Origin of the sequence: Caloramator sp. mosi_1 (assembly GCF_028622835.1) — a bacterium.
Lineage (GTDB): Bacteria > Bacillota > Clostridia > Clostridiales > Caloramatoraceae > Thermobrachium.
This window is the reverse complement of sequence record NZ_CP117677.1, coordinates 1,054,175-1,079,942: the sequence shown is the minus strand read 5'-3', so window position 1 is coordinate 1,079,942 and position 25,768 is coordinate 1,054,175. Positions and strand designations below refer to the sequence as shown.

The 25,768-nt window shown below is 31.6% G+C and carries 45 protein-coding genes and 3 pseudogenes; 44 read left to right on the top strand and 4 right to left on the bottom strand.

The features are described from left to right. Positions 1-129 precede the first annotated feature (129 nt). The 6 genes and pseudogenes from PL321_RS07745 to PL321_RS07720 all read left to right on the top strand — a co-directional run bounded on the left by PL321_RS07745 (position 130) and on the right by PL321_RS07720 (position 3,945). Positions 130-828: a DUF969 domain-containing protein gene (locus tag PL321_RS07745; protein ID WP_443110760.1), complete on the top strand. Its 699-nt coding sequence runs from the start codon at positions 130-132 to the stop codon at positions 826-828. 58 nt (positions 829-886) lie between these two features. Then, complete coding sequence (locus tag PL321_RS07740; RefSeq protein WP_273964114.1) at positions 887-1,798, top strand: DUF979 domain-containing protein; 912 nt, start codon at positions 887-889, stop codon at positions 1,796-1,798. 24 nt (positions 1,799-1,822) lie between these two features. Further along, positions 1,823-2,463, top strand: a pseudogene (pcp, locus tag PL321_RS07735) (pyroglutamyl-peptidase I). Then, entirely contained in the window at positions 2,441-2,899 is a 459-nt protein-coding gene (locus PL321_RS07730; RefSeq protein WP_273964113.1) for a gamma-glutamylcyclotransferase family protein, read from the top strand. Before pcp ends, PL321_RS07730 begins: the two are co-directional and overlap by 23 nt. Before the next feature lie 372 nt (positions 2,900-3,271). Then, entirely contained in the window at positions 3,272-3,571 is a 300-nt protein-coding gene (locus PL321_RS07725) for a cyclic nucleotide-binding domain-containing protein (protein WP_273964112.1), read from the top strand. A gap of 92 nt (positions 3,572-3,663) precedes the next feature. Continuing rightward, positions 3,664-3,945 (top strand): helix-turn-helix domain-containing protein, encoded by a 282-nt coding sequence (locus tag PL321_RS07720; protein WP_273964111.1) that lies wholly within the window; start codon positions 3,664-3,666, stop codon positions 3,943-3,945. Positions 3,946-4,064: 119 nt separating this feature from the next. On the opposite strand, the gene PL321_RS07715 is transcribed toward PL321_RS07720, so the two are convergent. Genes PL321_RS07715 through PL321_RS07700 form a run of 4 tightly spaced genes read right to left on the bottom strand, consistent with a single transcriptional unit; the run spans position 4,065 to position 6,049 of the window. Further along, on the bottom strand, positions 4,065-4,592 hold the full coding sequence (locus PL321_RS07715) for a methyl-accepting chemotaxis protein (protein WP_273964467.1): 528 nt from the start codon (positions 4,590-4,592) through the stop codon (positions 4,065-4,067). 26 nt (positions 4,593-4,618) lie between these two features. After that, positions 4,619-5,032, bottom strand: coding sequence for a hypothetical protein (locus PL321_RS07710; RefSeq protein WP_273964110.1), 414 nt, complete (start codon positions 5,030-5,032; stop codon positions 4,619-4,621). 13 nt (positions 5,033-5,045) lie between these two features. Then, a complete protein-coding gene (locus PL321_RS07705; RefSeq protein WP_273964109.1) occupies positions 5,046-5,258 on the bottom strand; it encodes a hypothetical protein in 213 nt (70 codons plus the stop codon). A gap of 41 nt (positions 5,259-5,299) precedes the next feature. Then, on the bottom strand, positions 5,300-6,049 hold the full coding sequence (locus PL321_RS07700; protein WP_273964108.1) for a cache domain-containing protein: 750 nt from the start codon (positions 6,047-6,049) through the stop codon (positions 5,300-5,302). Between the two features lie 275 nt (positions 6,050-6,324). On the opposite strand from PL321_RS07700, the pseudogene PL321_RS07695 reads away from it, so the two are divergent. From PL321_RS07695 to PL321_RS07515, 38 genes and pseudogenes are all read left to right on the top strand, one after another. Continuing rightward, positions 6,325-7,055, top strand: a pseudogene (locus PL321_RS07695) (VCBS repeat-containing protein). Between the two features lie 97 nt (positions 7,056-7,152). Then, positions 7,153-7,353 carry a hypothetical protein gene (locus tag PL321_RS07690; RefSeq protein ID WP_273964106.1) on the top strand — a complete coding sequence of 67 codons (201 nt, stop codon included), beginning with the start codon at positions 7,153-7,155 and terminating at the stop codon, positions 7,351-7,353. Between the two features lie 132 nt (positions 7,354-7,485). Continuing rightward, positions 7,486-8,331, top strand: a complete 846-nt coding sequence (locus PL321_RS07685; protein ID WP_273964105.1) for a YitT family protein — start codon at positions 7,486-7,488, stop codon at positions 8,329-8,331. Positions 8,332-8,375: 44 nt separating this feature from the next. Further along, the gene (locus PL321_RS07680) at positions 8,376-9,254 is read left to right on the top strand and encodes an ROK family transcriptional regulator (RefSeq protein WP_273964104.1); all 879 of its coding nucleotides are present in this window, start codon (positions 8,376-8,378) and stop codon (positions 9,252-9,254) included. After that, complete coding sequence (locus PL321_RS07675) at positions 9,215-9,595, top strand: ROK family protein (RefSeq protein WP_337961124.1); 381 nt, start codon at positions 9,215-9,217, stop codon at positions 9,593-9,595. The genes PL321_RS07680 and PL321_RS07675 overlap by 40 nt, the downstream gene beginning before the upstream one ends. Before the next feature lie 168 nt (positions 9,596-9,763). After that, positions 9,764-10,480, top strand: a complete 717-nt coding sequence (locus PL321_RS07670; protein ID WP_273964103.1) for a transaldolase family protein — start codon at positions 9,764-9,766, stop codon at positions 10,478-10,480. Continuing rightward, positions 10,461-10,526 carry a hypothetical protein gene (locus tag PL321_RS21190; protein WP_273964465.1) on the top strand — a complete coding sequence of 22 codons (66 nt, stop codon included), beginning with the start codon at positions 10,461-10,463 and terminating at the stop codon, positions 10,524-10,526. Before PL321_RS07670 ends, PL321_RS21190 begins: the two co-directional genes overlap by 20 nt. Before the next feature lie 52 nt (positions 10,527-10,578). Continuing rightward, positions 10,579-11,298 (top strand): NAD(P)-dependent oxidoreductase, encoded by a 720-nt coding sequence (locus tag PL321_RS21185; protein ID WP_443110759.1) that lies wholly within the window; start codon positions 10,579-10,581, stop codon positions 11,296-11,298. A 1-nt stretch (position 11,299) separates the two neighbouring features. Then, a complete protein-coding gene (locus PL321_RS07655) occupies positions 11,300-11,509 on the top strand; it encodes a hypothetical protein (protein WP_273964101.1) in 210 nt (69 codons plus the stop codon). Continuing rightward, complete coding sequence (locus PL321_RS07650) at positions 11,506-11,811, top strand: hypothetical protein (RefSeq protein WP_273964100.1); 306 nt, start codon at positions 11,506-11,508, stop codon at positions 11,809-11,811. Before PL321_RS07655 ends, PL321_RS07650 begins: the two co-directional genes overlap by 4 nt. A 65-nt stretch (positions 11,812-11,876) precedes the next feature. Further along, the gene (locus tag PL321_RS07645) at positions 11,877-12,173 is read left to right on the top strand and encodes a hypothetical protein (protein WP_273964099.1); all 297 of its coding nucleotides are present in this window, start codon (positions 11,877-11,879) and stop codon (positions 12,171-12,173) included. Further along, positions 12,161-12,490, top strand: coding sequence for a hypothetical protein (locus PL321_RS07640; RefSeq protein WP_273964098.1), 330 nt, complete (start codon positions 12,161-12,163; stop codon positions 12,488-12,490). Before PL321_RS07645 ends, PL321_RS07640 begins: the two co-directional genes overlap by 13 nt. Before the next feature lie 132 nt (positions 12,491-12,622). Further along, complete coding sequence (locus PL321_RS07635; RefSeq protein WP_273964097.1) at positions 12,623-12,811, top strand: DUF4867 family protein; 189 nt, start codon at positions 12,623-12,625, stop codon at positions 12,809-12,811. Positions 12,812-12,848: 37 nt separating this feature from the next. Beyond that, positions 12,849-12,974 (top strand): DUF4867 family protein, encoded by a 126-nt coding sequence (locus tag PL321_RS19820; RefSeq protein ID WP_337960992.1) that lies wholly within the window; start codon positions 12,849-12,851, stop codon positions 12,972-12,974. Then, entirely contained in the window at positions 12,919-13,275 is a 357-nt protein-coding gene (locus PL321_RS07630) for a DUF4867 family protein (protein WP_273964096.1), read from the top strand. The genes PL321_RS19820 and PL321_RS07630 overlap by 56 nt, the downstream gene beginning before the upstream one ends. A gap of 67 nt (positions 13,276-13,342) precedes the next feature. Further along, entirely contained in the window at positions 13,343-14,128 is a 786-nt protein-coding gene (locus PL321_RS07625; RefSeq protein ID WP_273964095.1) for a sodium:solute symporter family transporter, read from the top strand. Continuing rightward, positions 14,077-14,424, top strand: a complete 348-nt coding sequence (locus PL321_RS07620) for a sodium:solute symporter family transporter (protein WP_273964094.1) — start codon at positions 14,077-14,079, stop codon at positions 14,422-14,424. The genes PL321_RS07625 and PL321_RS07620 overlap by 52 nt, the downstream gene beginning before the upstream one ends. A gap of 83 nt (positions 14,425-14,507) precedes the next feature. Continuing rightward, on the top strand, positions 14,508-15,047 hold the full coding sequence (locus PL321_RS07615) for a hypothetical protein (RefSeq protein ID WP_273964093.1): 540 nt from the start codon (positions 14,508-14,510) through the stop codon (positions 15,045-15,047). A 15-nt stretch (positions 15,048-15,062) separates the two neighbouring features. After that, positions 15,063-15,281, top strand: coding sequence for a hypothetical protein (locus PL321_RS07610; RefSeq protein WP_273964092.1), 219 nt, complete (start codon positions 15,063-15,065; stop codon positions 15,279-15,281). Between the two features lie 38 nt (positions 15,282-15,319). Further along, entirely contained in the window at positions 15,320-15,487 is a 168-nt protein-coding gene (locus PL321_RS07605; protein WP_273964091.1) for a hypothetical protein, read from the top strand. Between the two features lie 150 nt (positions 15,488-15,637). Then, positions 15,638-16,000, top strand: coding sequence for a hypothetical protein (locus PL321_RS07600; protein ID WP_273964090.1), 363 nt, complete (start codon positions 15,638-15,640; stop codon positions 15,998-16,000). A gap of 85 nt (positions 16,001-16,085) precedes the next feature. Continuing rightward, entirely contained in the window at positions 16,086-17,099 is a 1,014-nt protein-coding gene (locus tag PL321_RS07595; protein WP_273964464.1) for an alpha-glucosidase, read from the top strand. After that, a complete protein-coding gene (locus PL321_RS07590; RefSeq protein ID WP_273964089.1) occupies positions 17,083-17,451 on the top strand; it encodes a TSUP family transporter in 369 nt (122 codons plus the stop codon). The genes PL321_RS07595 and PL321_RS07590 overlap by 17 nt, the downstream gene beginning before the upstream one ends. An 8-nt stretch (positions 17,452-17,459) precedes the next feature. After that, complete coding sequence (locus PL321_RS07585) at positions 17,460-17,735, top strand: hypothetical protein (RefSeq protein WP_273964088.1); 276 nt, start codon at positions 17,460-17,462, stop codon at positions 17,733-17,735. A gap of 152 nt (positions 17,736-17,887) precedes the next feature. Then, a complete protein-coding gene (locus tag PL321_RS07580) occupies positions 17,888-18,529 on the top strand; it encodes an MFS transporter (RefSeq protein WP_273964087.1) in 642 nt (213 codons plus the stop codon). Between the two features lie 8 nt (positions 18,530-18,537). Then, positions 18,538-18,984 (top strand): MFS transporter, encoded by a 447-nt coding sequence (locus tag PL321_RS07575; protein WP_273964086.1) that lies wholly within the window; start codon positions 18,538-18,540, stop codon positions 18,982-18,984. Beyond that, positions 18,969-19,283, top strand: coding sequence for an MFS transporter (locus PL321_RS07570; protein ID WP_273964085.1), 315 nt, complete (start codon positions 18,969-18,971; stop codon positions 19,281-19,283). The genes PL321_RS07575 and PL321_RS07570 overlap by 16 nt, the downstream gene beginning before the upstream one ends. Positions 19,284-19,516: 233 nt before the next feature. Further along, positions 19,517-20,281, top strand: coding sequence for an extracellular solute-binding protein (locus PL321_RS07565; protein ID WP_273964084.1), 765 nt, complete (start codon positions 19,517-19,519; stop codon positions 20,279-20,281). Positions 20,282-20,283: 2 nt separating this feature from the next. Next, positions 20,284-20,580, top strand: a complete 297-nt coding sequence (locus PL321_RS07560) for an extracellular solute-binding protein (RefSeq protein ID WP_337961122.1) — start codon at positions 20,284-20,286, stop codon at positions 20,578-20,580. 50 nt (positions 20,581-20,630) lie between these two features. Next, complete coding sequence (locus tag PL321_RS07555; RefSeq protein WP_273964082.1) at positions 20,631-21,482, top strand: ABC transporter permease; 852 nt, start codon at positions 20,631-20,633, stop codon at positions 21,480-21,482. Between the two features lie 130 nt (positions 21,483-21,612). Continuing rightward, positions 21,613-22,023 carry a hypothetical protein gene (locus PL321_RS07550; protein WP_273964081.1) on the top strand — a complete coding sequence of 137 codons (411 nt, stop codon included), beginning with the start codon at positions 21,613-21,615 and terminating at the stop codon, positions 22,021-22,023. Beyond that, positions 21,984-22,259 carry an ABC transporter permease subunit gene (locus tag PL321_RS07545; protein ID WP_337961121.1) on the top strand — a complete coding sequence of 92 codons (276 nt, stop codon included), beginning with the start codon at positions 21,984-21,986 and terminating at the stop codon, positions 22,257-22,259. Before PL321_RS07550 ends, PL321_RS07545 begins: the two co-directional genes overlap by 40 nt. A 5-nt stretch (positions 22,260-22,264) precedes the next feature. After that, the gene (locus tag PL321_RS07540) at positions 22,265-22,510 is read left to right on the top strand and encodes an ATP-binding cassette domain-containing protein (RefSeq protein WP_273964080.1); all 246 of its coding nucleotides are present in this window, start codon (positions 22,265-22,267) and stop codon (positions 22,508-22,510) included. A 2-nt stretch (positions 22,511-22,512) separates the two neighbouring features. Continuing rightward, positions 22,513-22,788 (top strand): ATP-binding cassette domain-containing protein, encoded by a 276-nt coding sequence (locus tag PL321_RS07535; RefSeq protein WP_273964079.1) that lies wholly within the window; start codon positions 22,513-22,515, stop codon positions 22,786-22,788. Positions 22,789-23,147: 359 nt separating this feature from the next. Beyond that, positions 23,148-24,389 (top strand): uracil-xanthine permease family protein, encoded by a 1,242-nt coding sequence (locus tag PL321_RS07530; RefSeq protein ID WP_273964078.1) that lies wholly within the window; start codon positions 23,148-23,150, stop codon positions 24,387-24,389. 199 nt (positions 24,390-24,588) lie between these two features. Further along, the gene (locus tag PL321_RS07525; RefSeq protein WP_273964077.1) at positions 24,589-24,933 is read left to right on the top strand and encodes a hypothetical protein; all 345 of its coding nucleotides are present in this window, start codon (positions 24,589-24,591) and stop codon (positions 24,931-24,933) included. A gap of 94 nt (positions 24,934-25,027) precedes the next feature. Continuing rightward, positions 25,028-25,578: pseudogene (locus tag PL321_RS07520) on the top strand (aminotransferase class I/II-fold pyridoxal phosphate-dependent enzyme). Then, complete coding sequence (locus PL321_RS07515) at positions 25,568-25,762, top strand: hypothetical protein (RefSeq protein WP_273964075.1); 195 nt, start codon at positions 25,568-25,570, stop codon at positions 25,760-25,762. Before PL321_RS07520 ends, PL321_RS07515 begins: the two are co-directional and overlap by 11 nt. Positions 25,763-25,768: the final 6 nt, after the last annotated feature.

Below are 25,768 nucleotides of genomic sequence, written 5' to 3'. Positions count from 1 at the left end.
ACACACTTTAGATAGCTAAGTCTAAGGTGTGTTTTTTTATAAAAATAAATTTTGTAGTGGCTACTACAGAAATGAATCTTAATTTATGTTATTTTCTAAATAATAAAAAAATAAGGGGGTTTGTTTATGATTAAACTTATTGGTGTTTTAATTATCATCATAGGCTTTATATTAAAACTTGATACTTTAGCTGTAGTTGTTTTTGCTGGAATTATAACAGGACTTGTAGCAGGAATGTCATTTAATGAAATTATGAAAACTTTAGGAAATGCATTTGTAACAAATCGCTATATGTCAATATTTATAATTACATTACCTGTGATTGGACTATTAGAAAGATATGGCTTGAGAGAAAGAGCTTCATATTTAATAAGTAAAATAAAATCAGCTACAGTAGGACGTTTAACATCGCTTTATTTAATAATAAGAACGTTATCTGCAATGTTTGGTTTAAGAATAGGTGGACACGTACAATTTATAAGACCATTAATACTTCCAATGGCACAAGGAGCAGGAGAAACTCGATATGGTGAAATGGATGAAAAAGATAAGGAAACAATAAAAGGTCTTGCAGGAGCTGTTGAGAATTATGGTAACTTCTTTGGCCAAAACTTCTTTGTAGCATCAGGTGGTGTTCTCTTAGTAGTAGGTGTTATGAAGGAATTAGGTTATAAGATAGAGGCTATAGATGCAGCAAAGGCGGCATTGCCAATAGCGTTAATAATTATGGTAGTAGGTACACTTCAATTTATATATTATGATAAAAAGTTTGATATTAAATATAAAACAAGAATGAAAATGAAAAAAGATTTAACTAAGAATATATAATTAGGGGGATTTATATGTTAAAAGATGCTTTAACTGAGTTATTGTATGTTTTTGTGGAATGGTAGCATTTTATTCTGTATATGTTACACTAAAAGATAAAAATCATCCATCAAGAATTCCTACGGCATTATTCTGGGGAATTTTAGGTGTTATTTTTGCCTTCAGTAGATTTGGAATGATATGGGGAAATAAAAATATTAAAATTGATGATACATTGATTGGATATTTAATAGTTTTACTTGCAATTTTGTCAGCTCTGAAATTAGTTAAATATAATAAATTTAACGAATCCAGTAAGGAATTTAAGGTTGAGATGTCAAATAAGATAGGAAATAAGATTTTTATACCAGCTTTAGCTTTAGCAATAATTGCGTTTGTAGTTGCACAATATTGGACGAAACAATTAGGTTCTTTAGTTGCGTTGGGTATAGCAGCAATAGCCGCATTAATAATGGCAATGATAATAACAAAGGGTAAAACAAAGGAAGTAGCAGAGGATTCAAGAAGATTATTAGAACTTGTTGGACCTGTAAGTATGCTACCACAAATATTAGCAGCATTAGGTTCTGTATTTACTGCAGCTGGAGTTGGAGCAGTAATTGCAGATGGAATTAAAGGATTTGTTCCAGAAGGTAATATATTATTTGGGATTATAGCATATTGTTTAGGTATGGCATTATTTACAATGATAATGGGAAATGCTTTTGCAGCATTTGCAGTAATAACAGCAGGCATAGGTGTACCCTTTGTAATTGCTCAGGGTGCTAATCCAATTATTGCTTCTATGTTAGGTTTAACATCAGGGTATTGTGGTACATTAATGACACCAATGGCGGCAAACTTTAACATAGTACCAACTGCAATTTTAGAGATGAAAGATAAAAAGTATGGTGTTATTAAGTATCAATTACCAGTTGCCATTATAATGTTAGTAATTCATATTATATTAATGTATATATGGGCATTTTAATATTAATTTTGATGAGGTGATTATATGAAAGTTCTTATTACAGGATTTGAACCTTTTGGAGGAGATATAATTAATCCATCTTATGAAGCAGTTAAGATGTTAGAAGAAAACATTGATGGTGCTGAAATAATAAAAGCAGCTATTCCTGTAGTTTTTAAAAATCCATAATTGAGCTTGAAAAACTTATTGAACAGCATCAACCAGATATAGTAATATGTGTTGGACAGGCAGGAGGAAGATATGATATAAGTATAGAAAGAGTAGCAATAAACGTAGATGATGCGAGGATACCTGATAATGAAGGCAATAAACCTGTGGATGAAAAGATATTTGATGATGGAGAGAATGCTTATTTTTCAAATTTGCCTATTAAAGCTATGGTTGAAGAAATAAGGAAGGCAAATATACCAGCATCTATTTCAAATACAGCTGGAACCTATGTATGTAATCATATAATGTATGGCCTAATGTATTTAATAAATAAAAGATATAATCATATAAGGGGTGGCTTTATACACGTTCCATTTTTACCTGAACAAGTTTTAATAAGGGCAAATACACCTTATATGAACTTAGAAATGATTTCTAAGGCGTTAACATTGGCTGTAAAGGCTGCTATAAACAACAAAGAAGATAAAAAGAATGCTGAAGGATCAATATGTTAGTGGAACAGAAAGAAATAAAAAACTATTTGTTTATGGCAGCCTAATGGAGGGTATGTTCAACTATAAAAAATATTTAGAAGGGAAAGTCATAAGTAGAAAAAATGCAAAAACAAAGGGAGAGTTATATCATCTAAAAAACAAGGGTTATCCTGCAATGATAGAAGGAAACAATTATGTTTATGGAGAATTAATTGAAATAATTGATTTTGATAATGTTATAAAAGATTTAGATATGTTGGAAGGATATTATGGTGAAGGGAATAGAAATAGTGAATATATAAGAAAAGTTGTAGTTGTTGAAAATGTTGAAGATAACAAAATAGAATATGCATATGCATATATGTATAACTTAAACAATGATGTAGATTTTTATAAAAACACTATATATATTGAACAGGGAAGTTGGAAGAATTTTATAAAAGAAATGCAAAATTAAGCACTTACAGATTGTTGACGAACATAAAAGATGTTTAAACTATGAAATATCCCCTTGAAAGGATTATAAAATGGCATATTTCATAAGCATTAGCAAGTCATTTTTAGATTTTAAAAAGTCCCTAATTTGGCACACGATGTATTGAGGTGAGCAGCCTTCAAATAAGAGGGTATCGTAAGGGTAGGACTTTTTAAATAAAGAAAATTTGAGACTTGATTAGCGAAATAAATGCCGAAAAATCCTTCAAGGGGATAATCTTATTATAAATTTTTTACAGTTTTGTCTTCTATTTTTGAATAGAAGATTTTTTGTTTAAAATACAATTATAATTTATTATAATATTGTTAAATAATTTAATGGGGTGGGGTTGATATGTATTCTGATTGGTTTGACCAAGAAAGACAGAATAGAATGAGGCAGTTCTTTATAAATTTAAGCAAAGAAGGAATAATTAAGAATTATAACAAGAATAAAATAATTGAGATTAATGATGAAGAATATATAGTTATAGTACTTGAAGGAATTTTATCAGTTGAAATAGTAAGTTCTATGGGTAATGAGAAATTATTGTATGTTTTAAGACCTGGTGAAATATATGGAGAGATGTCTTATTTTTGTGGAGGAAAATGTATTACAATATTGAAGACAAAGAGAAATCTAAAATATCATTAGTACATAAAGATATTTTAGATAAAGCATTACAGAAAGAGCCTGAAATTTATAGATATTTCATACATAGTATAACTCGAAAATTTCGTATTGTAATGTTACAATTAACATCGGCTATATTTAATGATTCAGTTGGTAAAATAGCTGACACACTTATAAGATTAGCATCGTGCTCTGAAAATAACAAAGATAAGGAACTCTCTATCAGTGTGGCATATACTCATCAAGAGTTAGCGAATAATGTTGGGTGTTCAAGAATAACTATTACAAGATGTCTAAACAAGTTTGTTGATGAAGGTATAATCAAGATTCATAATAAAAGAATAATAATAAAAGACATTGAAAAATTACAAAGTTATATAGATAAAATTATATGAAAGCCTCAATACTTATAATTAAGTATTGAGGCTAATTCATATATTCCAATATACATAAGATGAGTATTTACATATGTCTTTTACACAAAACTATAGATGTTTAAAATAATATGGTCTTATTACACCCTAAACTTTCCTACAAGTTCAGTCATATTTTGGCTCATATTGTTTAGTTGTTGAACGGATTCTGCAAGTGTTTCTGAAGACCTGCTCATTTCCTGAGTAGAAGCTGCAATTTCTTCAGATGAAGCAGAAACTTCTTCAGCAACGGCAGATGCAGATTCAATCTTATTTAAGATACTATCCTTACTCTTGTTTAATTCTTCAATTGAATTAGTAGTAGTAACTATTTTTGGTGCAATTTCATCAACTGAAGATGTAATAGACTTAAAGGATTGTAGAGCGGTATATATCTTATTCATCTGATTTTCTAACTCTTTCTTCATTATATCAGTAGTATTAACCATTGAAGAAGTATCGTTATAAACTTCAGAAACAAGGTTTGCAATGTTTGAGGAAGATATTTTACTTTGTTCTGCAAGCTTTCTTATTTCATCCGCCACAACAGAAAAACCACGTCCAGCTTCTCCAGCACGAGCAGCTTCTATTGCAGCATTCAGTGCAAGCAGGTTAGTTTGTTCAGCTATATTGTTTATTAAAGTAGTAATTTCATTTATCTTAGAAACATTTTTCCTACTTCTTGTATCTTTGATGTTAAGTTACTAAAGGATGAATTAACACTTTCAATGGACTGAATAGCATATTCCATATCGGTGTTGCTTGAGTCAGCCATATTTTTAACATCTATTGTATTAGAATAAACATCTTTAATTAATTCAACTATTCCTTCTAATTGTGAACTAAACTCAAATATAATGTTAGTTATATCAGATAAATCCTGAGCTTGATTAATAGTTCCTTGAGCAACATCGTTTGTAGCAGCTTCTATGTTTTGGCTTGAAGCGTGCAGTTCTTCTGAAATTGATGATAGATAGTCAGTTTGTGCACCAATGTTATTTGCATTTTCCTTTATATCTTTAACCATACTTAAAAGGGTATTTCGCATATGTTCAATTGATTTAGCCATTGTACCAAGCTCATCAGTTCTGTTTAAAATAACACTTGGAGTTTCTTCTGTAAGATTTCCCAGAAATTACCTCAAGTTTTTCAACAGCTATTTCTATTGGTTTTGTAATTGATTTTGCAAGAAGGATAACAAGTATAGAACCTAAAATTATAAACACAAATGTAGTTAATGCTATTCCAACTTGAAGAGTTTTAAGTTCCTTTAGTATTTCATTCTTTTCAATCATTATACCAACAGACCAGTTTGTTGATTTAATTGGAGCATATCCTACGTATTTACGAACTCCCTGATAAACGTACTCCCTGCTCCTTTTTGTCCAGAAATCATCTTTTTAAATATTTCTCCAAGCTCTTTTAAATTTTTATCTTGTTTTGATTTTTCAATGGCATTAAACTTATCAAGTACAAGTTGTCTGTTATTGTGGGCTATTATATTACCAGCTCTGTCAATTATGAATGCCTGTCCACTTTTACCAAACTTTATATCATTTGAATAATTACTTATTTCATTTCCATCCCTTGCAGCACTTATACATCCTATAACTTGTCCTTTTTCATTTTTAACAGGAACAGTATATAAAACAAGAATACTTCCATCTACCTTGCTTATTATTGGATCAGATATATTGCTTATCCCCTTCATTGCCTTTTCAAAGCTCTCTTGTCCAGCAATGCTAAAGGAATTACCATCAGTATCGGTTAAATTACCTTTTCCATCAACATAGCTTACACCAATGTAGTTATATTGTGTTTTAGCCTTGGCAAGTATCTTTAGTTTTTCTTCTAATGGAACTGTTTCATCGGTAAATGTATTGTCACTTGCTATTGTTTCAAGGGATATAAGGTTAGTTTTAATTGCATTTTCAACAGATTCTGCAGCCTGTTGTGCAACTTCTGGGAGAGTCATATTTACTGTGTTAATCAATGAATTTTTGATACAAACATAGATACAAGTGAGAACACCTATAGATATAGTAACAATTAGTGCTGTAGATGATAGTAACAGTTGTTGTTTCAAACTTTTAAAACGTACTTTTTCAACAAAATTCCCTCCTTGAATTCCTTATGCAATCGATATTATAACAAAAAATTTTAACTAAACTATAATTTTCATTAAAATTATGTTAAAAATATTTAAGAAGATACATTGTGAGTATAAAATGCATTAAACATTTGGATATATTTATCATATTATAAAATTGAAGTAATTTTTGAGGTAGAGGTATGAAGAATTATTTTATATGTCCCGTTGTGTCAGCGGAAGAGTTTGAAAAGTACAAAGGTCAATTAAGAGTGCTTACAAGAGATGAAGAGAGTAAGGCCTTTAATCTTCAGATAATTGATTTTAAACAGGGAGACGTAAATGGAGACGGTATAAAAGATAATGTGTTTTTAATAGGCAATAAACCCTTTGGAGATGAAAGCCCCTTTGTAGATAACATAACTTTAATAGTTCAATGTGGAAAGACACAGAGATTTACAAGGGTAAAATTAGATAACAATGCGGGGTATAATCCAACTGTATTTCTTGGAAATTTTATAAAGGATAAGGCAGAGCAAATACTAATTACAATAGATACAGGGGAAGTGGAGGGACAATATACAGCTATATATATTCATTTTTAAATAATGATGTAAAGAAGATGTTTGATTCAGATAAGTTTAATGATGAATATCAATACAGGGTAACTTATAGAGATAATTATAAGGTTGATGTTATAAGTAAAAATATAGGATATATATATACACTTGATATTGAATATAAGGGTGAGGAGTATTTATCAGAAATATACGATAAAAATGGGAAATTAAAGGAACCAATAGAGGGATTTGTTAGACCTCTTGGAGGATTGTATCCAGTAGATTTTAACAGGGACGGAATTTTAGAATTATATGCAGTTCAAGGTATATCAGGAAGGTATGGGGCAGATGGTTTGGGGTTTGCTGAAAATGTTTTAGGATGGGATGGAAAAAGGTTTGTTGCAGAAAGACAGTATGTAGCGATTTTTGGTAGGGAAATGTAGTTATATCTATGCACTGAATAGAATATATTTTATTAAAAACTTCTAAGGAGGTTATAACTTTAGTAAAGTACTTTTTAGGTGTTAGGGAGGACGGTGTATGGATAACAGTGAGGCGGATAATCTAAAAAATTTAAAAGAGTTAAAAAATATAACCCAGGAATTAAAAAATATAAATTCTGCATTAAGACCTAAAAAAGAACCCAATTGGATTATGGCATTGTTGTATGGCATTTTGGGTATAGTAATAGTTTATTTGTTATATATTTCTATAATGATTTTATACAGGTCTATATTATAAATAATTTGGTTTTAATATTAATATAAATGGAGAGTAGAGACTCTCTATTTATTTTTTATATACTAAGGTAAAACTAAATGGTATAATTTTCAGCATAGAATATTTATGTAATAATTTAAGGGAGATGTAGATATGAGTTTTAGAATAACTATCAAAAGAATTATTTTTATTGCAATAGGGTGTCTTATATCAGCAGTAGGAATCAATGCATTTATTATCCCCCACAAACTTTTAAGTGGTGGAGTATCTGGTATTGCAATTCTTCTACAGTACCTTTTAAGATTCCATCTGGAATATTTGTATTGCTTCTTAATATACCAATATTTTTATACGGTAAAAAGAAGTGGACAAGGAATTTGCAATATTAAGTATATTTGGAGTAGCTTTTTCTCTTTCTTCTTGACAATGACTAAGGGAATAAGGGAGTATATAAATATAAACGATATATTGTTATCCTGTATATATGGTGGAGTTTTAAATGGAATAGGTGTAGGAATAGCTCTTAAAAATAAAGGTTCAATGGGCGGAACAGATATAATTGCTGTTGCTACTAAGAAAAAATTAGGAATAAATATTTCGACTTTATCATTTGGAATAAATATAGTTGTAGTTATATTAGGAAGCTTACTAAGTTCTGTTCAAACAGCCCTATATACATTAATATCTATGTATGTGTCATCTAAAATGTTAGACAAAACATTAAAGGGATTAAACAATGAAAAAATGCTTTTAATTGTAACAGATAAAGTTGATGAAGTATCTAATTTTATAATAAATGACATTCACAGAGGTATTACATACCTTTATGGCGAGGGTGCATACACAAACAAAGAAAAGAAGGTTATGTATTGTATAGTAACCTTAAATCAACTTGAAAAGGTAAAGGCAAAAATACTTGAAATAGACAATAGAGCCTTTATAACAGTATTAGATGCAGCAGAAGTAAGGGGTAAGGGTTTTAAAGTCCCACTAATGTAAAATTAATCATTTAATAGTAACAAAGGTTAATGGGGAGGAGAAGGATGGACATAAAAGGAAGAAATATGGAGAGTATAAAAAGAATAAATAGAGGAGAGATTTTAAAAACTATTTATACTAATGGACAGATGTCAAGAAAAAGGATATCAGAACTTATTGGCATAACATCAGCCGCAATTACAGTTAATGTTAAGGAAATGATGGAAGAGGGTTTAATAGTGGAACAAGGTGAAGTTGAGGATACAAAAAGAGTTGGAAGAAAGGAAATTAATATTGATATAAACTACAACTATAAATATGTAATAGGTATTTGCATAGAACAGCCTGATATAATAATAACATTAGGTAAGCTAAATCTAAAGGTAGTTGATGAGTACAAGGTTCCTATATATAAAGGTGTTGGTTATAGGAGGATAATAGATATTGTAAAAGAGGGTATAGATATAATTTTAAATAGAAATTCAATAGAAAGACAGGATATTTTAGGTGTTGGTGTTGGAATTATAGGAGAAGTTGATTCAACATTAGGAGTTAGCAAAAACTCCTTCGGCATAATAGAGAAAAATGCATCTATTAAAGAAGAATTAGAAACAAGCCTTAATATGAAAGTGTTTGTTGATAATAATGTAAGGACTTTAGCTTTAGGAGAGATATTATCATCAAGGGAAATAAACAATAACGAAAGTCTATTATTTATAAAATATGGATATGGTATTGGCTCAGCTATAATAATCAATAACAAAATTTATTTAGGTTGCAACAACAAAGCGGGAGAGATAGGACATACTATAGTTTATCCAAATGGTTTAGAGTGTAGATGTGGAAAAAGAGGGTGTCTTGAAACGATATCTTCTATGTGGGCAGTAGGTAAAAGGCTTCAAAAATATATAGTAAAGCCACTACACCCATTTTATATGATATAACCTTTGGAGATATTAAAAATATAAATAAAGATACTGTTCTTTTAGCCTATGAATTAAAGGACAAATCTGTTGTATCAATAATTGATGAAGCTTTGTATTATTTTTGTTTATCCCTTGAAAATTATGTAAGTTTATTTGACCCAAGCAAAATTATTCTTTATGGTTCAATGTTTGAAAGGGATGTTGTAATGGACAATATAAAAAATGTTTTTGCTGAAAAAATAAAGGATGATGTAGTAGTAGAAAAACTTCAAAGGAGTCAAAACAATGGACACTTAGAAAAAATAGGACCAATTTCAATAGTTGTAGAAAGTTTTATATCCAATGGCGGGTATCTATAAGGTACCCGCTTTTATCAGTCAAATAAGCTAAAGTTTTGTTAATAAATAAGGGAACTTATTTTATTAATTAAAATTTCAAGAAAATTATGAATAATATTGAATAGATTAAAAATATATTTTATAATGAAATTAATTAATTAACACAATTAATCAATTAAGGGGATTAATATGAAATACTTTTTAGACAGTGCAAAGATAGAAGAAATAAGGTATGCCTACAAGAATTGGGGTATAGATGGTGTTACAACAAACCCAAGACATATACAGGCAAGTGGAAAACCCTTTTTAACTGTAATAAAGGAATTGGCACAGGAATTTGAGGAAAAGGAATTTCCTATTTCGGTTGAAATAAACCCACACATAGTAGAGGCAGAGGAAATGATACAGGAGGCTGTAAAGATAGCACAGTATAGCAAAAATTTTGTTATAAAAATCCCTTGTACAGAACAAGGACTTATTGCAGCTAAAAGATTAGAAGAGATGGGTATTAGAACAAACGTTACATTGGTATTTACACCGTCACAGGCACTACAAGCGGGAAGAATTGGAGCAAAGTTTGTATCACCTTTTATAGGATGGAAGGAAAGCTCAGGAGAGGATACATATCAATACATTAAGGATATAGTTGATATTTATAAAAATTATAATTTTAAAACAGAAATAATAGTTGCAGCTGTTAGAAATGGAAAGCAAATAGTAGATGCAGCCAAAATGGGAGCAGATATTGTTACCTGCGGTTTTGCTGTATACAAAGAGAGTTTTTATCATCCTTTCACAGATTACGGACTTAATATATTTAAAGACGCCTGGGATAACACAGAAAAGGGGAATAAGCTTGAATATAGGTTTTATTGGCCTTGGTATTATGGGAGAGTCAATGTGTGAGAATTTAATTAAAAAAGTGGACAAACAGTATATGCCTATGATTTAGATATAAATAAGGTTAAGGTGCTTGAACAAAAGGAGCTACTCCCGCAGATAGCATAGGAGATATTGCTAAAAAATGTGAAATAATCTTCTCTATGGTACCAAAAAGTGAACACGTAAAGTCGGTTGCAAAGGAGCTTATTCCTTATCTTAAGGAAGGTCAGATATGGGTTGATATGAGTACAATAGAACCTCAGGTTTCAAAAATGCTGTCTGAAGAAATAAGACAAACAGGAGCGATAATGCTTGATGCACCAGTAGTAAAGTCAAAGGCAGCAGCAATATCAGGAACTTTAGGAATATATGTTGGTGGAGATAAAGAGGCCTATGAAAAGGTAAAACCATACTTAGAATGTATGGGTAGTAACATCATACACTTAGGTGAAAATGGAATGGGTTTAAATATGAAAATAATCCACAATATGCTTGTTGCTCAGATACAAAATAGTGTAAATGAGATGTTCGTTTTTGCTAAAAGCTTAGGGATGAATTTAAATGATGTGGTAGAGGCAATATCTTATGGTGGAGGACAAAACTTTTATCTTGATACAAAACACAAAGCTATCATAAATAAAGATTTTACAACAGCCTTTTCAGTAGCTAATATGCATAAGGATGTAAACATTGCCTTTAATATGATGAAGGAAAAGGGGCTTAATCTTCCAGGTTTTAATCTTGTTAAGGAAATTTATGATAGAGCAGTAAAGAATTATTTTGATAAAGATTTTTCAGCAACATATCTGATTGTATCAAATGAAGGTAAGGATGGTGAATAGGGTGAAACATAATGTAAAAATAGGGGTTGTGTGTCTTGCAAGAAAAACCTTTGATTATATTGCAGCCTTTGAAATATATAAAGAAAAAATAAAGGAATTAAAAACAATTGAAAATGTTGATTGGTGCTTTATAGAGGATTTGGTTATAGAAATAGAGGATGCCAAAAGGCAGCTCAAAAGATATCATCCTATGGTGTGGATGGGCTTGTGATAATAAGTGGAACATTCCATTTAGGACATTTAGCACTAATTTTAAATAAGGAGATAAGAAAACCAATTTTACTTTGGGCATTTAATGAACTTCCCTACAACGGAGGCAAAATTAGGCTTAATTCAGTCTGTGGTGTAAATTTAAATGCATCTAATTTATACAAGTCAGGATGTGACAATTTTATATGCATAGTATCTGATAGAATAGATACAGAATGGATAGATGCATTAAGAATGAAAAAGGCATTAGAAGATGCACATATAGGACTTGTAGGATATAATGCACACGGTTTTTCAACTTAGGAACAGAACCTCTTTCAACCTATAAAAATACAGGTGTTTTAGTGGACCATTATGAAATTTCCGATATGTATGCAAACGAGGTGGAAGATAGAGAGCTTGAGGGTTCGGTAGAAAATATAAAGAAATTATTTGACTGTTCATATGTTACAGAGGAACAGGTCAAAAAAGTTGCATACCTTGTAGAATCCTCTAAGAAGTTTATTAACAACAATAAATTAGATGCAATTGCGGTAAGGTGTTGGCCAGAATTTGCGGCAAACTACGGAATTTCACCTTGTGCAGCAATGTCCATACTTCAGGATATGGGATATATAACCGCCTGTGAGGGGATGTTGAGGCAGCACTTTCTATGTACGCAATAAAGGCAGCAGGAGGAGATAGACCATTTTTAGCAGACCTATCACAGGTAAATTTAGAAGAGAATTACGCACTTATGTGGCACTGTGGGGTTGCACCTGCTGGACTTTGGGATGGCAGAAGTGTTAGAAGCCTTGATACGTATTTTGCAGGAGGAAAGGGAGTAACGGCTGATTTTGTTATGAAATCAGGAGAAATTACAATAATGCGTATAGATTCTGCAAGGGGTAAAACAAGAGTGTTTATAGAAAAAGGTCTGGCTATGCCAATGGAAAAGGAACTTAAGGGTACATATGCAAAGGTTAGATTTGAAAAAATATAAAGGATATTTTAGACACAGTAACTAAAACAGGCATTGCACATCACGTAGCTATGGTTTATGGGGATTATGTTTCTGTATTTAAAAAGTTTGCAAATTTACTTGGATTTGAAGTGATAGAGTGAGGGGTTATAGATGTTAACTGAATTAAATAAAAAGAATGATTTTACGATATATAGCATCTTTGATGAAGAGTTTAAGATGTATGGCAGAGTTTTACAGGGTTATGACTTTAGCGAGGTTATAAGGTATATGGAGGAAAAACCTCTGTACCAAGTGAGGGTAATATATATGTTGCCTCCTGTGAAGAGATGGAAAAGATGAATATTAAAAAAGGATTCAAGAGGGTATCTATGGCTTTATGGACATACAGATAGGATATTGCAACGGAAATAACTTTAGGCTAAATGCTCTTGAATATCATAAGGGAAGTGAGAATAAATGTAGCAGCAACAGATTTAGTTCTTTTCCTTGCAAGGGTTTTTGATATGGACGGACTTAATTTAAATACAAAATATGTAAAGGCCTTTTACATACCAAAGGGTGAGGCAGTAGAAATCTATTCAACTACAATGCACTTTGCACCTTGTAAGGTTAGCGATTTTGGTTTTAAGTGTGTTGTAGTATTACCAAAGGAGACAAACACACCAATAATAAAAAGTGGGGAGGGGATAGGAGAAGAGAGGTTATTATTTATGAAGAACAAATGGATTATAGCACACGGGGATAGACAGGATTTAATCGAAAGGGAGCCCATAGAGGGCTTATGGGTATTAATTATGAATTAAGATATTAAAGGGGGATAAATATGTCAACAGGACAAATAATTTATATACTTATTTCGTGTGCGTTTTTATGGGTATAGTTGGATGGATATCTTATATTAAGACAAAGGGTGAAGTTAACGATAGACAGGGATATTTTTTAGCAGGTAGCGGTCTTACAGGTATATTTATAGCAGGTTCAATGTTATTAACGAATCTATCAGCAGAACAGTTGATTGGTTTAAGTGGTAATGCTCATAAGGCTAATATGTCAGGTATGGCCTGGGAAGTTACTGCAGGTTTTGCAATTATAATCTGTGCACTTGTATTTATGCCTCGCTACTTAGCAGGTGCATTTACAACACTACCAGAGTTTTTAAAGACAAGATATGATGACGGTATGAGAAGATATTCAGTTATTCTATTTATGTTAGGATATGGATTAATTACTATACCTTCAGTTCTTTATTCAGGTTCAATTGCAGTCTTAAGACTGTTTGATGTACCAAAATTATTTAATATTACATATTTTCAGGCATTGGTATTGACTATTTTAGTAATTGGTATAATAGGAGCTATTATTGCTATATTTGGTGGACTTAAGGCAGTTGCTATTTCGGATACTATAACAGGTATAGGACTTTTAATTATAGGAATATTGATGCCTATACTTGGATTTATTGCATTAGGTAATGGGAATTTCTTTGAAGGAGTTAGGATTCTTGTAACAACTCAAACACATAAGCTAAATGCAATAGGATCAGTTAAAGATCCAGTTCCTTTTGCAACAATATTTACAGGTATGATTTTTGCCAACCTATTTTATTGGGGAACAAATCAGTATGTAATTCAAAGAGCACTTGGTGCAAAAATTTAGCAGAATGTCAAAAAGGAGTAATTTTATCAGGTTTCTTTAAACTATTAGCTCCATTAATGATGATGATACCTGGTATTATAGCGTTCCATCTATTTCCTAACCTTGAAAAGTCAGATTTAGCATATCCTATGCTTGTATCAAAACTTTTACCTGTGGCTTTACAAGGATTTTTCTTAGCTGTACTTCTTGGTGCTGTATATAGTTCCTTCGACTCACTACTTAATAGTGCTGCAACAATGCTTGTTTTAGATGTTTATGAGCCATTAAAAAGGAAAAATTATCTGATGAAAAATTAATAAAGGCTGCAAAGGTAGCAAGCGTTGTTATAGCTATATTCTCATTTATAGTATCACCACTTTTACACTTTGCTCCACAAGGTTTGTGGGATGTAATTAGAAAGTTTACTGGTTTTTATAATATTCCAATGATTTCAATTGTATTAGTAGGATTATTTACAAGAAGAGTGCCAGCAATTGCACCAAAAATTTCAATAACATTCCATCTAATTGCATACGGAATATATAACTGGGCACCCAAAATATTAGGACCACTTGGTAAGTTACATTTTATACATATGTATGGTTTACTATTTTTAATAGAAGTAATTATAATGCTTGTAATTGGTGCTATAAAACCACTTGAAAAGCCATATGTTCCAGCAAAAGCAAAGAGAACTGTTGATTTAACTCCTTGGAAGTGGGCACTTCCTTTGGCAATTGTACTTTTGTACTGTATAGTAGTTAGTTATTTAATCTTCTCACCAATTGGACTTGTTAATGGAATTGGAACTACATTCTGGACAACATTGCTTATTGTAACAGTGGTTGCATTAGTTTTAATCAAATTAAGCCTTGATAGGTGGAATAAGAAATATGCAGGCTATGTAAAGGTTGTAACAGGTGAGTCCTTTAAGGCTTAATGAGGGGTGAATATAATGACATTTAAGATTAAAGATAATAAAGAGGGATTTTTAGTAGAGTATAATGGTAGAAGTCTTATAAATCATACTTTCTTAAGCCCTGCCTTTTATGTAGGTTATGGTGAGGCAGAAATAGAGATGTATAGAGGCAATTTTAAAATACAGGACTACAAGATTTCAAGAATACCCCTAAAATCTTTTAATATAAGAGAATATAATCAAAAGCATATATAGACTTATATAGTAATGATGGCTATAGATTAAGTATATGCGTGCAGGAGAGGGAAGAAAGACTGTATATAGAATTTAAAGGAAGTTCAGACGGTATAAATAGATACTGGATTAGGATAAATGCTGATGAAGATGAAAAAGTGTATGGTTGTGGAGAACAGATGTCCTACTTTAATTTAAGGGGAGAAACTTCCCCTTTGGACCTCTGAACCTGGCGTTGGAAGAGATAAAAACACATACATAACTTGGATGGCAGATGTAACAGGAAAAGCTGGAGGAGATTACTATAACACCAACTATCCTCAGCCAACTTTTGTTTCAACAAAAAATATTACTGTCATCTTGAGAGTACTGCCTATATGGACTTTAACTTTAAAAACAAAAATTACCACGAGCTTGAGGTTTGGGATATTCCAAAATATTTAATGTTTGAAACTGCCGACAACTACATAGAATTGGTATCAAAAATAAGCAGTTTCTTTGGAAGACAACCTCTTTTACCAGAATGGGTATATAACGGATTGATATTAGGTGTTCAAGGTGGTACGGATAGGGCTCTTGAAAAAATGAATAAAGTCTTGGATAAGGGAGTTAAGTTAAGTGGCCTTTGGTGTCAGGATTGGCAGGGAAGAAAAATAACCTCCTTTGGAAAAAGACTTTTCTGGAATTGGAAGTGGAACCCTCAAATGTATCCTGAATTAGATAAAAAATATGGGAGCTAAAGGAGAAGGGTATAAGGTTTTTAGGGTATATAAACCCATATTTAATAAAAGAGGGAGACTTATATAAAGAAGCTTATGAAAAGGGATATTTGGCAAAAAATTAAATGGTGATGACTATCTTGTAGATTTTGGTGAGTTTTATTGTGGAATAGTTGATTTTACAAACCCTGAAGCCTTTGAGTGGTACAAGGGTGTAATAAAGAAAAACTTGATTGAATTTGGATTAGATGGTTGGATGGCAGACTTTGGAGAATACCTTCCAACAGATTGTAAACTTTATAATGGAGTGTCTGCTGAAATTATGCATAATGCTTGGCCTACAATTTGGGCAAGGTGTAACTACGAAGCATTAAAAGAATCAGGAAAATTAGGAGAAATATTATTCTTTATGAGGGCCGGTTTTACAGGAGTTCAAAGGTACTGTGCTTTGCTTTGGGCAGGAGACCAGAGTGTAGATTTTTCACTTCACGATGGATTAGCCTCTGTAATACCAGGTGCACTATCAAGTGCAATGATGGGAAATGGACTACATCATAGTGACATCGGAGGATATACTTCGCTATTTGGACTTAAGAGAACAAAAGAACTTTTCTTAAGATGGGCGGAGATGGCAGCATTTACACCAGTTATGCGAACCCACGAAGGAAACAGACCTGATGAAAATTTCCAGGTATATGATGATGAAGGGGCTTTAGAACATCTCTCACTTATGACAAATGTATATGTAAAGCTGTCTCCATACTTAAGAGACTTAGTTAAACAAAACACAGAAGAGGGGATCCCTGTTCAAAGACCTCTATTTATGCATTATGAAAAGGATGAAAATACCTATGATATTCAGTATGAATATATGTATGGAGAAGACATATTGGTTGCTCCTGTATATAAAGAAGGAGTAAGTAGATGGAGTGTTTATTTACCTGATGATGAGTGGGTTCATATGCCAACAGGAGAAGAATTTAGGGGAGGACATATTGAAGTAGATGTTCCCTTTGGAAAACCAGCTGTATTTTATAGAAAGTCTTCAAAGTATAAAGAGTTATTTAAAGATGTAACAAAAATTTTTAAAGAGATGGTTAAAGATGATTACGGGAATTAAGATAATTTTACTAATTTTAATTATATTAATAAGCAATACAATTCAAGGTATAACAGGCTTTGCAGGTACTATACTTGCAATGCCCTTTTCCATTTTATTAATAGGAATTGATAACTCAAAGCAGATATTAAATCTTTTAGGTTTATTTGCATCTATTTGGATAGTTTTAAGGTGCTATAAAAATATAGTCTGGAGTGAATTTATAAAAATAATTTCTTTTATGGTTATAGGACTTTTGGTTGGTATGAAGATATATTCGATGTATAGCCCGACTATTCTTTTAAAAATTTTAGGTATATTTATATTATTTGTTTCAATAAGGGGAGTTTTACAAAAAATAAAAATGAAATAAACAATACAGTGGTATTATCATTAATTCTTTTACTTGCAGGTATAATACACGGGATGTTTGTTGTTGGAGGCCCCCTCGTTGTTATATATGCAACCTATAAGCTTAAGGATAAAGAAACCTTTAGGGCAACACTATCATTAGTGTGGATAGTATTAAATGGACTTATATTCATAAAGGGCATTCTTGTGGGTCAGTTTAATAGTGAGGTTATGGGGCTTTTGATACCAAGTATATTGGCATTAGGGTTTGGTATGGCATTAGGTGAAGTGCTCTATAAAAAATGAATCAGCAAGTTTTTATGAAGATAACTTACATTCTTCTATTTATATCAGGATTGAGCATATTAATTAAATAAGACAATTAAGTAAAGACGGTAATCAAAAATGGGTTGCCGTCTTTTTATTAAATTTAATAGAAAACGTTTTAGGAGGGGATTATGGAAAATAGTTTTAAAAAGAAATTGATGTATGGTTGTGGGGACATATTCGGTGGAGGAGCATTTTTATTAATAAGTTTACTGTTTTTAAACTATTTAACTGACGTAGAGTTAATAAATCCAGCACTTGCAGGAGTAATAATCCTTATAGGTAAAATATGGGATGCTGTATCTGATCCGCTTATGGGAGTTTTATCAGACAGAACTAAATCAAAATATGGAAGAAGAAGGGTATATTTTTTATATGGTTCACTCCCTATTTTCATAAGTTTCTCTATGCTTTGGTATTCCTTTGGAATAAATAAAAATTACCTTTTTGCCTATTACCTATTTGTATACCTACTTTTTAATACTGCATTTACTATGGTTATGATACCCTATAATTCAATCTTGCCAGAGATGGTTAAGGACTATCAAGAAAGAACATCATATACAGGAGTAAGACTTATTTTTTCTATAACATCAGCAATATTGGCAGGTGTAGTTCCTAAAATTATAGTAAATAGCTTTGGAACAAGCGTTAAAACAGGCTATATGGTTATGGGTGTAGCTTTTGCAATACTTTATTCACTGCCTTGGTTTATTGTATTTAGAGGTACCTATGAAAAAAAGAACATTTTATTAGCAATGAAAACCCCTTAAAGGAGCTTATGCAGGTTTTTAGAAATAGAGCCTTTAGAATTTATTCAGGTATATTTATAAGTTGTCAAACAGCGGTTGATTTTCTAACAACCCTATTTATATACTATCTAACAAGCTGCATCAAAAGACCAAATGAATTTCCAATTGTTCTTGGAACTCTACTAATAACTCAACTTATAGTTATGCCATTTAATATAAAGATTGCAAAGAAATACACAAAAACAACTCCTTTAAAATTTGGATTTACAATGTGGATTATTGCACTAATTACTTCAATCTTTTTAAATCCATCTTCACCTAAATTTTTAGTATATTTAGTTGCATTTTTAAGTGGTTTTGGAACCTCAGTATCTGTATTGGTTCCTTGGTCGATTTTACCTGAAATTGCAGATGTAGATGAAATAATAACCAAAAGAGAAGAGAAGGAGTTTATGCAGGTATGGCAACCCTCCTAAGAAAAATTGCAAACGGAATAACCATAGCATTTATTGGAATTATGCTTCAGTTTATAGGTTATAAAAGACCAACTATTGTTGGACAAATAGTAGAACAGTCACCATCTACAATTATAGGAATAAAAATACTGTTTAGTATAGTTCCAATACTGTTTATATTATTAACTATATACTTTGCAAGCAAATACTCAATGACACAAGAGAGACATCAGATCCTAATAAGTGAAATAGAGAGACTAAAAACAGGAGGAAAAAACAAGAGGCAAAAGAGGAAACTAAAAGAATATGTAAAGAACTAACAGGAATAGACTACAATAATCTATGGTGCTGAAAAGTGCCACCCAGGTGAAAGGTGAAATTAACAAAATATGTAATTGAAACCTATGTAAATAGGATGTAGCAATTAATCTGCTGCACCTAATTTTACATAGGTATTTTTTATAATTTCATATTGACAAGAATAAATATGTTCACTATAATGAAATTGATAATTATTCTCAAATAAAAAATAAATTCATTAAGGAGGTTCAATATGAACAAGAAAATCAAATTACTTTCACTTACATCAGCACTTTTATTATCAGCTTCAATATTTGCAGGTTGTGCAAAGACAGCAGAAGAAAAGGCACCAGCACAACAAAAGGAACAGGTTGTAAATGTATATTCTGATAGACATTATGATACAGATAAAAAGCTTTATGAAGAATTTACAAAAAAGACAGGTATAAAGGTTAATGTAGTTGAAGGTAAATCAGATGAGCTTATTGAGAGGCTTGCAAGAGAAGGAAAAGATACACAGGCGGATGTATTAATAACAGCCGATGCAGGAAGACTACATAAGGCAAAGGAAGAGGGACTTTTACAATCCTTTAATTCAGAAATAGTTAATAAAAATATTCCACAAAGCTTAAGAGATAAGGACAACACTTGGACTGCACTTACAGTTAGAGCAAGAGTTATAGTTTATGCGAAGGACAGGGTAAATCCTTCTGAACTTTCAACATATGAAGCTTTAACTGATGCAAAGTGGAAGGGAAGAGTTTTAACAAGATCATCAACAAATATATATAACCAATCATTACTTGCATCAATGATAGAAATAAATGGTGAAGAAAAGGCAAAGGAATGGGCAAAGGGACTTGTACAAAACTTTGCAAGAGACCCTCAAGGCAACGACAGAGACCAAGTAAAGGCAGTTGCGGCAGGAGTTGGTGATGTAGCAATCGTAAACACATATTACATTGGAAAAATGCTTAATTCACAAGACCAAGAAGAAGTAAACGCTGCTAAAAAGTAGGAATATTCTTCCCAAATCAACAAACAACAGGAACACATATAAATATAAGTGGTGCTGGTTTAACAAAGGCGTCAAAGAATATAGAAAATGCTATAAAGTTTATTGAATTTTTAACATCTGAAGAAGCACAAAAACAATTTGCTGAATCAAACTATGAATATCCAGCAAATCCAAAGGTTGAAACAGCAGAACTTCTAAAATCTTGGGGAGATTTCAAGAGACAAAACATTGAAATATCAAAGCTTGGTGAACATAATAAACACGCTGTGAAAATTTTTAATGAAGTTGGTTGGAAATAGAATATAGGGCCCTTTAAAGGGCCTTAATTAATAATAAAAGGGTGTTGAATATGAACAAAGCAGTTTTAAAAAGACATTTAAACAGCTGGGCATTGATAAGTTTTATAATAGTAGGATTAGTTTTACTGCCCAGCATAGAAATAATTTCAAACTTAATAAAACTACCAACAGAAAATTGGCAACACATTAAACAGTATATGTTAAGAACATATATTATAGATAGTATAAAACTTACTTTTTCAGTAGTTATGTTTACTATTGTAATAGGTGTTTTATCTGCATATTTTGTTACATTTTATGATTTTCCATTAAGAAAATTTTTTAAATGGGTATTAGTTCTTCCTATGGCTATTCCACCATATATAGGAGCCTATACCTATAATGGACTTTTAAGCTATACAGGAGTTATACAGTCAACGCTTAGGAATAGATTCAACATTATAGTTGACCAAAGATATTTTAATATTATGTCCCTTCCAGGTGCAACATTTATATTAACTATATTTTTGTTTCCATATGTATATTTAATTACAAAATCCTTCTTAGAAAAACAATCGGCAGCCCTTATTGAAAGTGCAAGGCTTCTCGGAAAAGGAAATATATCAATATTTTTCAAAGTTATACTCCCCATATCAAGAGTTGCAATAATAAGTGGTGCTACACTGGTTGCCCTTGAGGTATTAAGTGACTATGGTGTTGTTTCCTATTTTGGTGTACAAACTTTTACAACAGCAATTTTTAGAACTTGGTTTTCACTTGGAGATGTTCAATCTTCAGTAAGAATTGCAGCAATACTTATGGTTGGTGTTGTTTTTGTAATTTTATTTGAGAAATTTATAAGAGGAAGAAGAAAATTTAGCTACAGTAATACTAAAATAAGACCTGTTTCAAGAAAAAATTAACAGGTATTAAAAAAATATGGTTGTAAACTTTTTTATAATAATATTTTTACTGTCCTTTTTAATACCAACTTTACAATTATTATACTTTGCTTTTTTAACATATAAACGTGTTTTAAACAGTTCATTTGCAATGATGTCTATAAATACATTGATTCTTGCAATTACAACAGCAATAGTTATAACAATAATATCTTTAGTTATTGGAAATTACTGTAGAATACAAGAAGGAACTATATCTAAAATAATTTCGAAGATAACGATGATGGGATATTCAATTCCTGCAGCAGTTATAGCAATATCAGTTATACTTCTATTTGTTAATATAGATAGAAATTTAAAAGGGCTATATGTAATGATAAACCCTAATTCAAAAACACTTGTACTTTCTTCAAGTATTTTTATGCTTTTCTTTGCCTATGTAATAAGATTTTTAGGGGTTTCATACCAAGCTATTGAGAGTGGTTATGAAAAAATGGGCAAAAAGTTTTTGAAGCCTCAAGACTGCTTGGACAAAATACATTTAAGACCTTTTTCAAAATAGATATACCGATGTTAAAACCTGCGATAATAAGTAGTATTGTATTAGTTTTTATAGATATTATAAAAGAACTACCTTTAACTTTGCTTTTAAGGCCATTTAATTTTCATACTTTAGCTACAAGAACCTTTGACTATGCAGCAGATGAAATGCTTCAAGAGGCAGCTGTTCCAGCAATTATTATTATATTAATCAGCATAATTGCAATAGGTTTTATAAATAGGGTCGATAAGGAGTAGATGTTATGTATGTTATTATAAGAGATTTGAGTTTTAAGTATAAAAACGCTAAAGATTATCAAATAAAAAACTTTAATATAGAGATTGAAAAGGGAGAGATAGTTGCACTACTTGGGCCAAGTGGAAGTGGAAAAAGCACTATACTTAGATTAATATCAGGACTTGAAATACCAAATGAGGGAGAGATTATAGTTAACGATAAGGTTTTATATAACAAAAATGTATTTATAGAGCCTGAAAAAGAGGAATAGGAATGGTATTTCAAGATTATGCACTTTTCCCTCATATGACTGTTGAAAAAAATGTCCTGTTCGGAGTTAACATATCAGATAAAAGGGAAAAACAGAAGATATTAGATGAGGTATTAGAACTTGTTGATATGAAGGAATACAAGAAAAGATATCCCCACGAGTTAAGTGGAGGACAGCAACAGAGGGTAGCAATAGCAAGGGCACTTGCACCAAAGCCATCTCTTCTTCTGTTGGATGAACCCTTCAGCAACTTAGATGCAGACCTTAGAAAAAGATAAGAAATGAAATAAAAGCTATTCTTAAAAATCAAACTCTACATCTATATTTGTAACCCACGACATAGAGGATGCAAAGGATGTAGCAGACAGAATAGTAACGTGCCACCCAGGTGAAAGGTGAAATTTTAACTATGGTGTACAAAAATAGTTGAAATATAAAATTAAGAATGCTATAATAAAGAAAATGAATGTGGTCTTTAAATCAGTCCCGTGAGGCTGGTAAGATGTTAGGTGAATGTAGAAGCACTATATCTATATATAGATACGCATATAACTTCTTGCCAGCAGGGCAAGAAGTTTTTTATGTCTAAAAACTTTTAAATCAGTCCTGAGAGGCTGAAAAAGGAGGAGGTTTTATAATGGCACAGGAAATTTTAGCAAAGGAATTAACAGCTCAGGAAGTATCTACTTGGGAAAAGGTAAAGAGAGTGATACTTGCAGTACAACACTTAATTGCAATGTTTGGAGCAACAGTTTTAGTTCCAATTTTAACAGGGCTCGACCCATCAGTTTCAATCTTTTCAGCAGGTCTTGGAACACTTATTTTCCACTTCTGTACAAAGAAAAAGGTACCAGTTTTCTTAGGTTCATCCTTCGCATTTATACCAGGAATACTTGCAGTAAAACAAGTATATAATGGAGATTTAAGATATGCACAAGGTGGAATAGTTGTAGCAGGTTTAATATATGTACTTGTATCCTTCCTTGTTGAAAAAATAGGCGTAGAGAAGATAAGAAGGGTACTTCCTGCACAGGTTGTAGGACCAATGATAATGGTTATAGGATTAAATCTTGTTCCAGTTGCCTATGGCAGTGCCAAGACAAATTTCACAGTATCTATAATAACACTACTTACAGCAGTATCAGTTACGGTATTAGGTAAGGGACTTATAAAGCAATTATCAATAATAATAGGGGTTACTGCTGGGTATATCTTATCAGTAGGAATGGGAATAGTTGATACTGCAGCGGTTAAAACATCACCAATATTTGTAGTACCAAACTTCACTCTTCCAAAGTTTGATTTAGCAGCAATAGCAATAATAGCACCTGTGGTACTTGCGGTGTTTATGGAACACATAGGAGATATAACAACAAATGGGGAAGTAGTAGGACAGGACTTTATAAAGGATCCAGGATTAAATAGAACACTTCTTGGAGATGGACTTGCAACAATGGTGGCAGGATTAATTGGTGGACCAGCAAATACAACTTATGGAGAAAATACAGGTGTTCTTGCAATAACTAAAAACTACGACCCTTCAATACTGAGAATGACAGCAGTTTTTGCAATGATTCTTGGTTTTGTAGGAAAGGTTGGAGGTTTCTTAAAGACAATACCAGTACCAGTTATGGGTGGAATAAGCTTTATGTTATACTCAATGATAGCATTAATAGGGGTTCAAACAATTAAGAATAGCAAAGTTGAGTTTAATGTAAAGAATATCATAATAATGGCAACAGTTTTAATTCTTGGACTTATGCCAACATATACAGGAATAAATATAGGAATACCAGTAACAGAGACAGTAAAGATATCAGGTCTAAGCTTTGCAGCAATAGTTGGTGTTGTTGTAAATGCAGTGTTAAATAGAAAATAATAATAACAAAAATGATAAAGAATATAACCGTAGGAGACAATTTTTCCTACGGTTTTTCAAGACCACAAGGAGATAATTTATACCTTGTGGTTTTTTATATTCCTTCAGTATTTTATTATTATGGAATGAATATATTTTAGTAAAGATAACATATTCTAATCGGGTATAATAGAAATATAAACATTATAGGAGGACTGCTATGAAGTACGCTTTTGATAAGAAGGTTGATAGAAGTAAAAATCATTCAGCAAAATGGAGTGAAATGGATAAACATTACATATCAAATGATTTAATCCCTCTTTGGGTTGCCGATATGGACTTTGAAGTGGCACCAGAAATATATGAGGCTATGAGGGAAAAATTAGAACAAAGAATATTTGGATATGTATATAGACCAGATTCTTATTATGAAAGTGCCTGTGAATGGACTAAGAGAAGATATGGATATGGAATAAATCCAAAAACTCTAATACATTCTCCAGGTGTAATACCGTCTATATCACTTATAATAAGGCTTTTACAAAGAAAGAGGATAAAATATTAATTCAGCCTCCAGTATATCAACCCTTTAGCAATGTAGTAAAAGGAATAATAGAACACTTGTAACAAATTCATTAAAGGAGGTAAATGGAAGATACATAATTGACTTTGATGATTTTGAAGAAAAGTGTAAGGATCCTGATTTAAAATGGTTTATACTGTGCAACCCCCACAACCCTGTAGGGAGAGTTTGGACAAAGAGGAACTAACGAGAATAGCAGAAATTTGCCTAAAACACAATGTAAGGGTAATTTCCGATGAAATATGGAGAGACATCGTATTTAAAGATTATAAGTTTACCCCCTTCTCCTCCTTATCTAAAGAGGTTGAAGATATTACTATAACTTGTTTTTCACCAACAAAGACCTTTAACATAGCAGGTCTTCAGGCCTCCTTTGTTCAATTTCCAAGGAAAGAAGAATTAGAAGCCTTTGAAAATGAACTTAGCATACTTGATATAAGGAGGAATAATGCTTTTAGTCTTGTGGCAATAGAAGCGGGATATAGAAAAGGAGAAGACTGGTTAAATGCATTATTAGATTATATAGAAGCAAACTACAATTTCCTTAGAAAAATATATAGAAGAAAATATTCCAAAGATAAGGGCTATAAAGCCAGAAGGTACTTATCTTGTATGGTTGGATTTTAAAGGTCTTAATCTTACAGACGAAGAAATATCAAGAGTACTTCAGGAGAAGGCAAAGGTGGCACTTCAAGATGGATTGATATTTGGAGAAGAAGGGAGGGGATTTCAAAGAGTAAACATTGCTTGCCCAAGATATCTACTTGAAGAAGCATTAATTAGAATTAAAAAAGCTTTTAGTAGTTATTAAGTAATT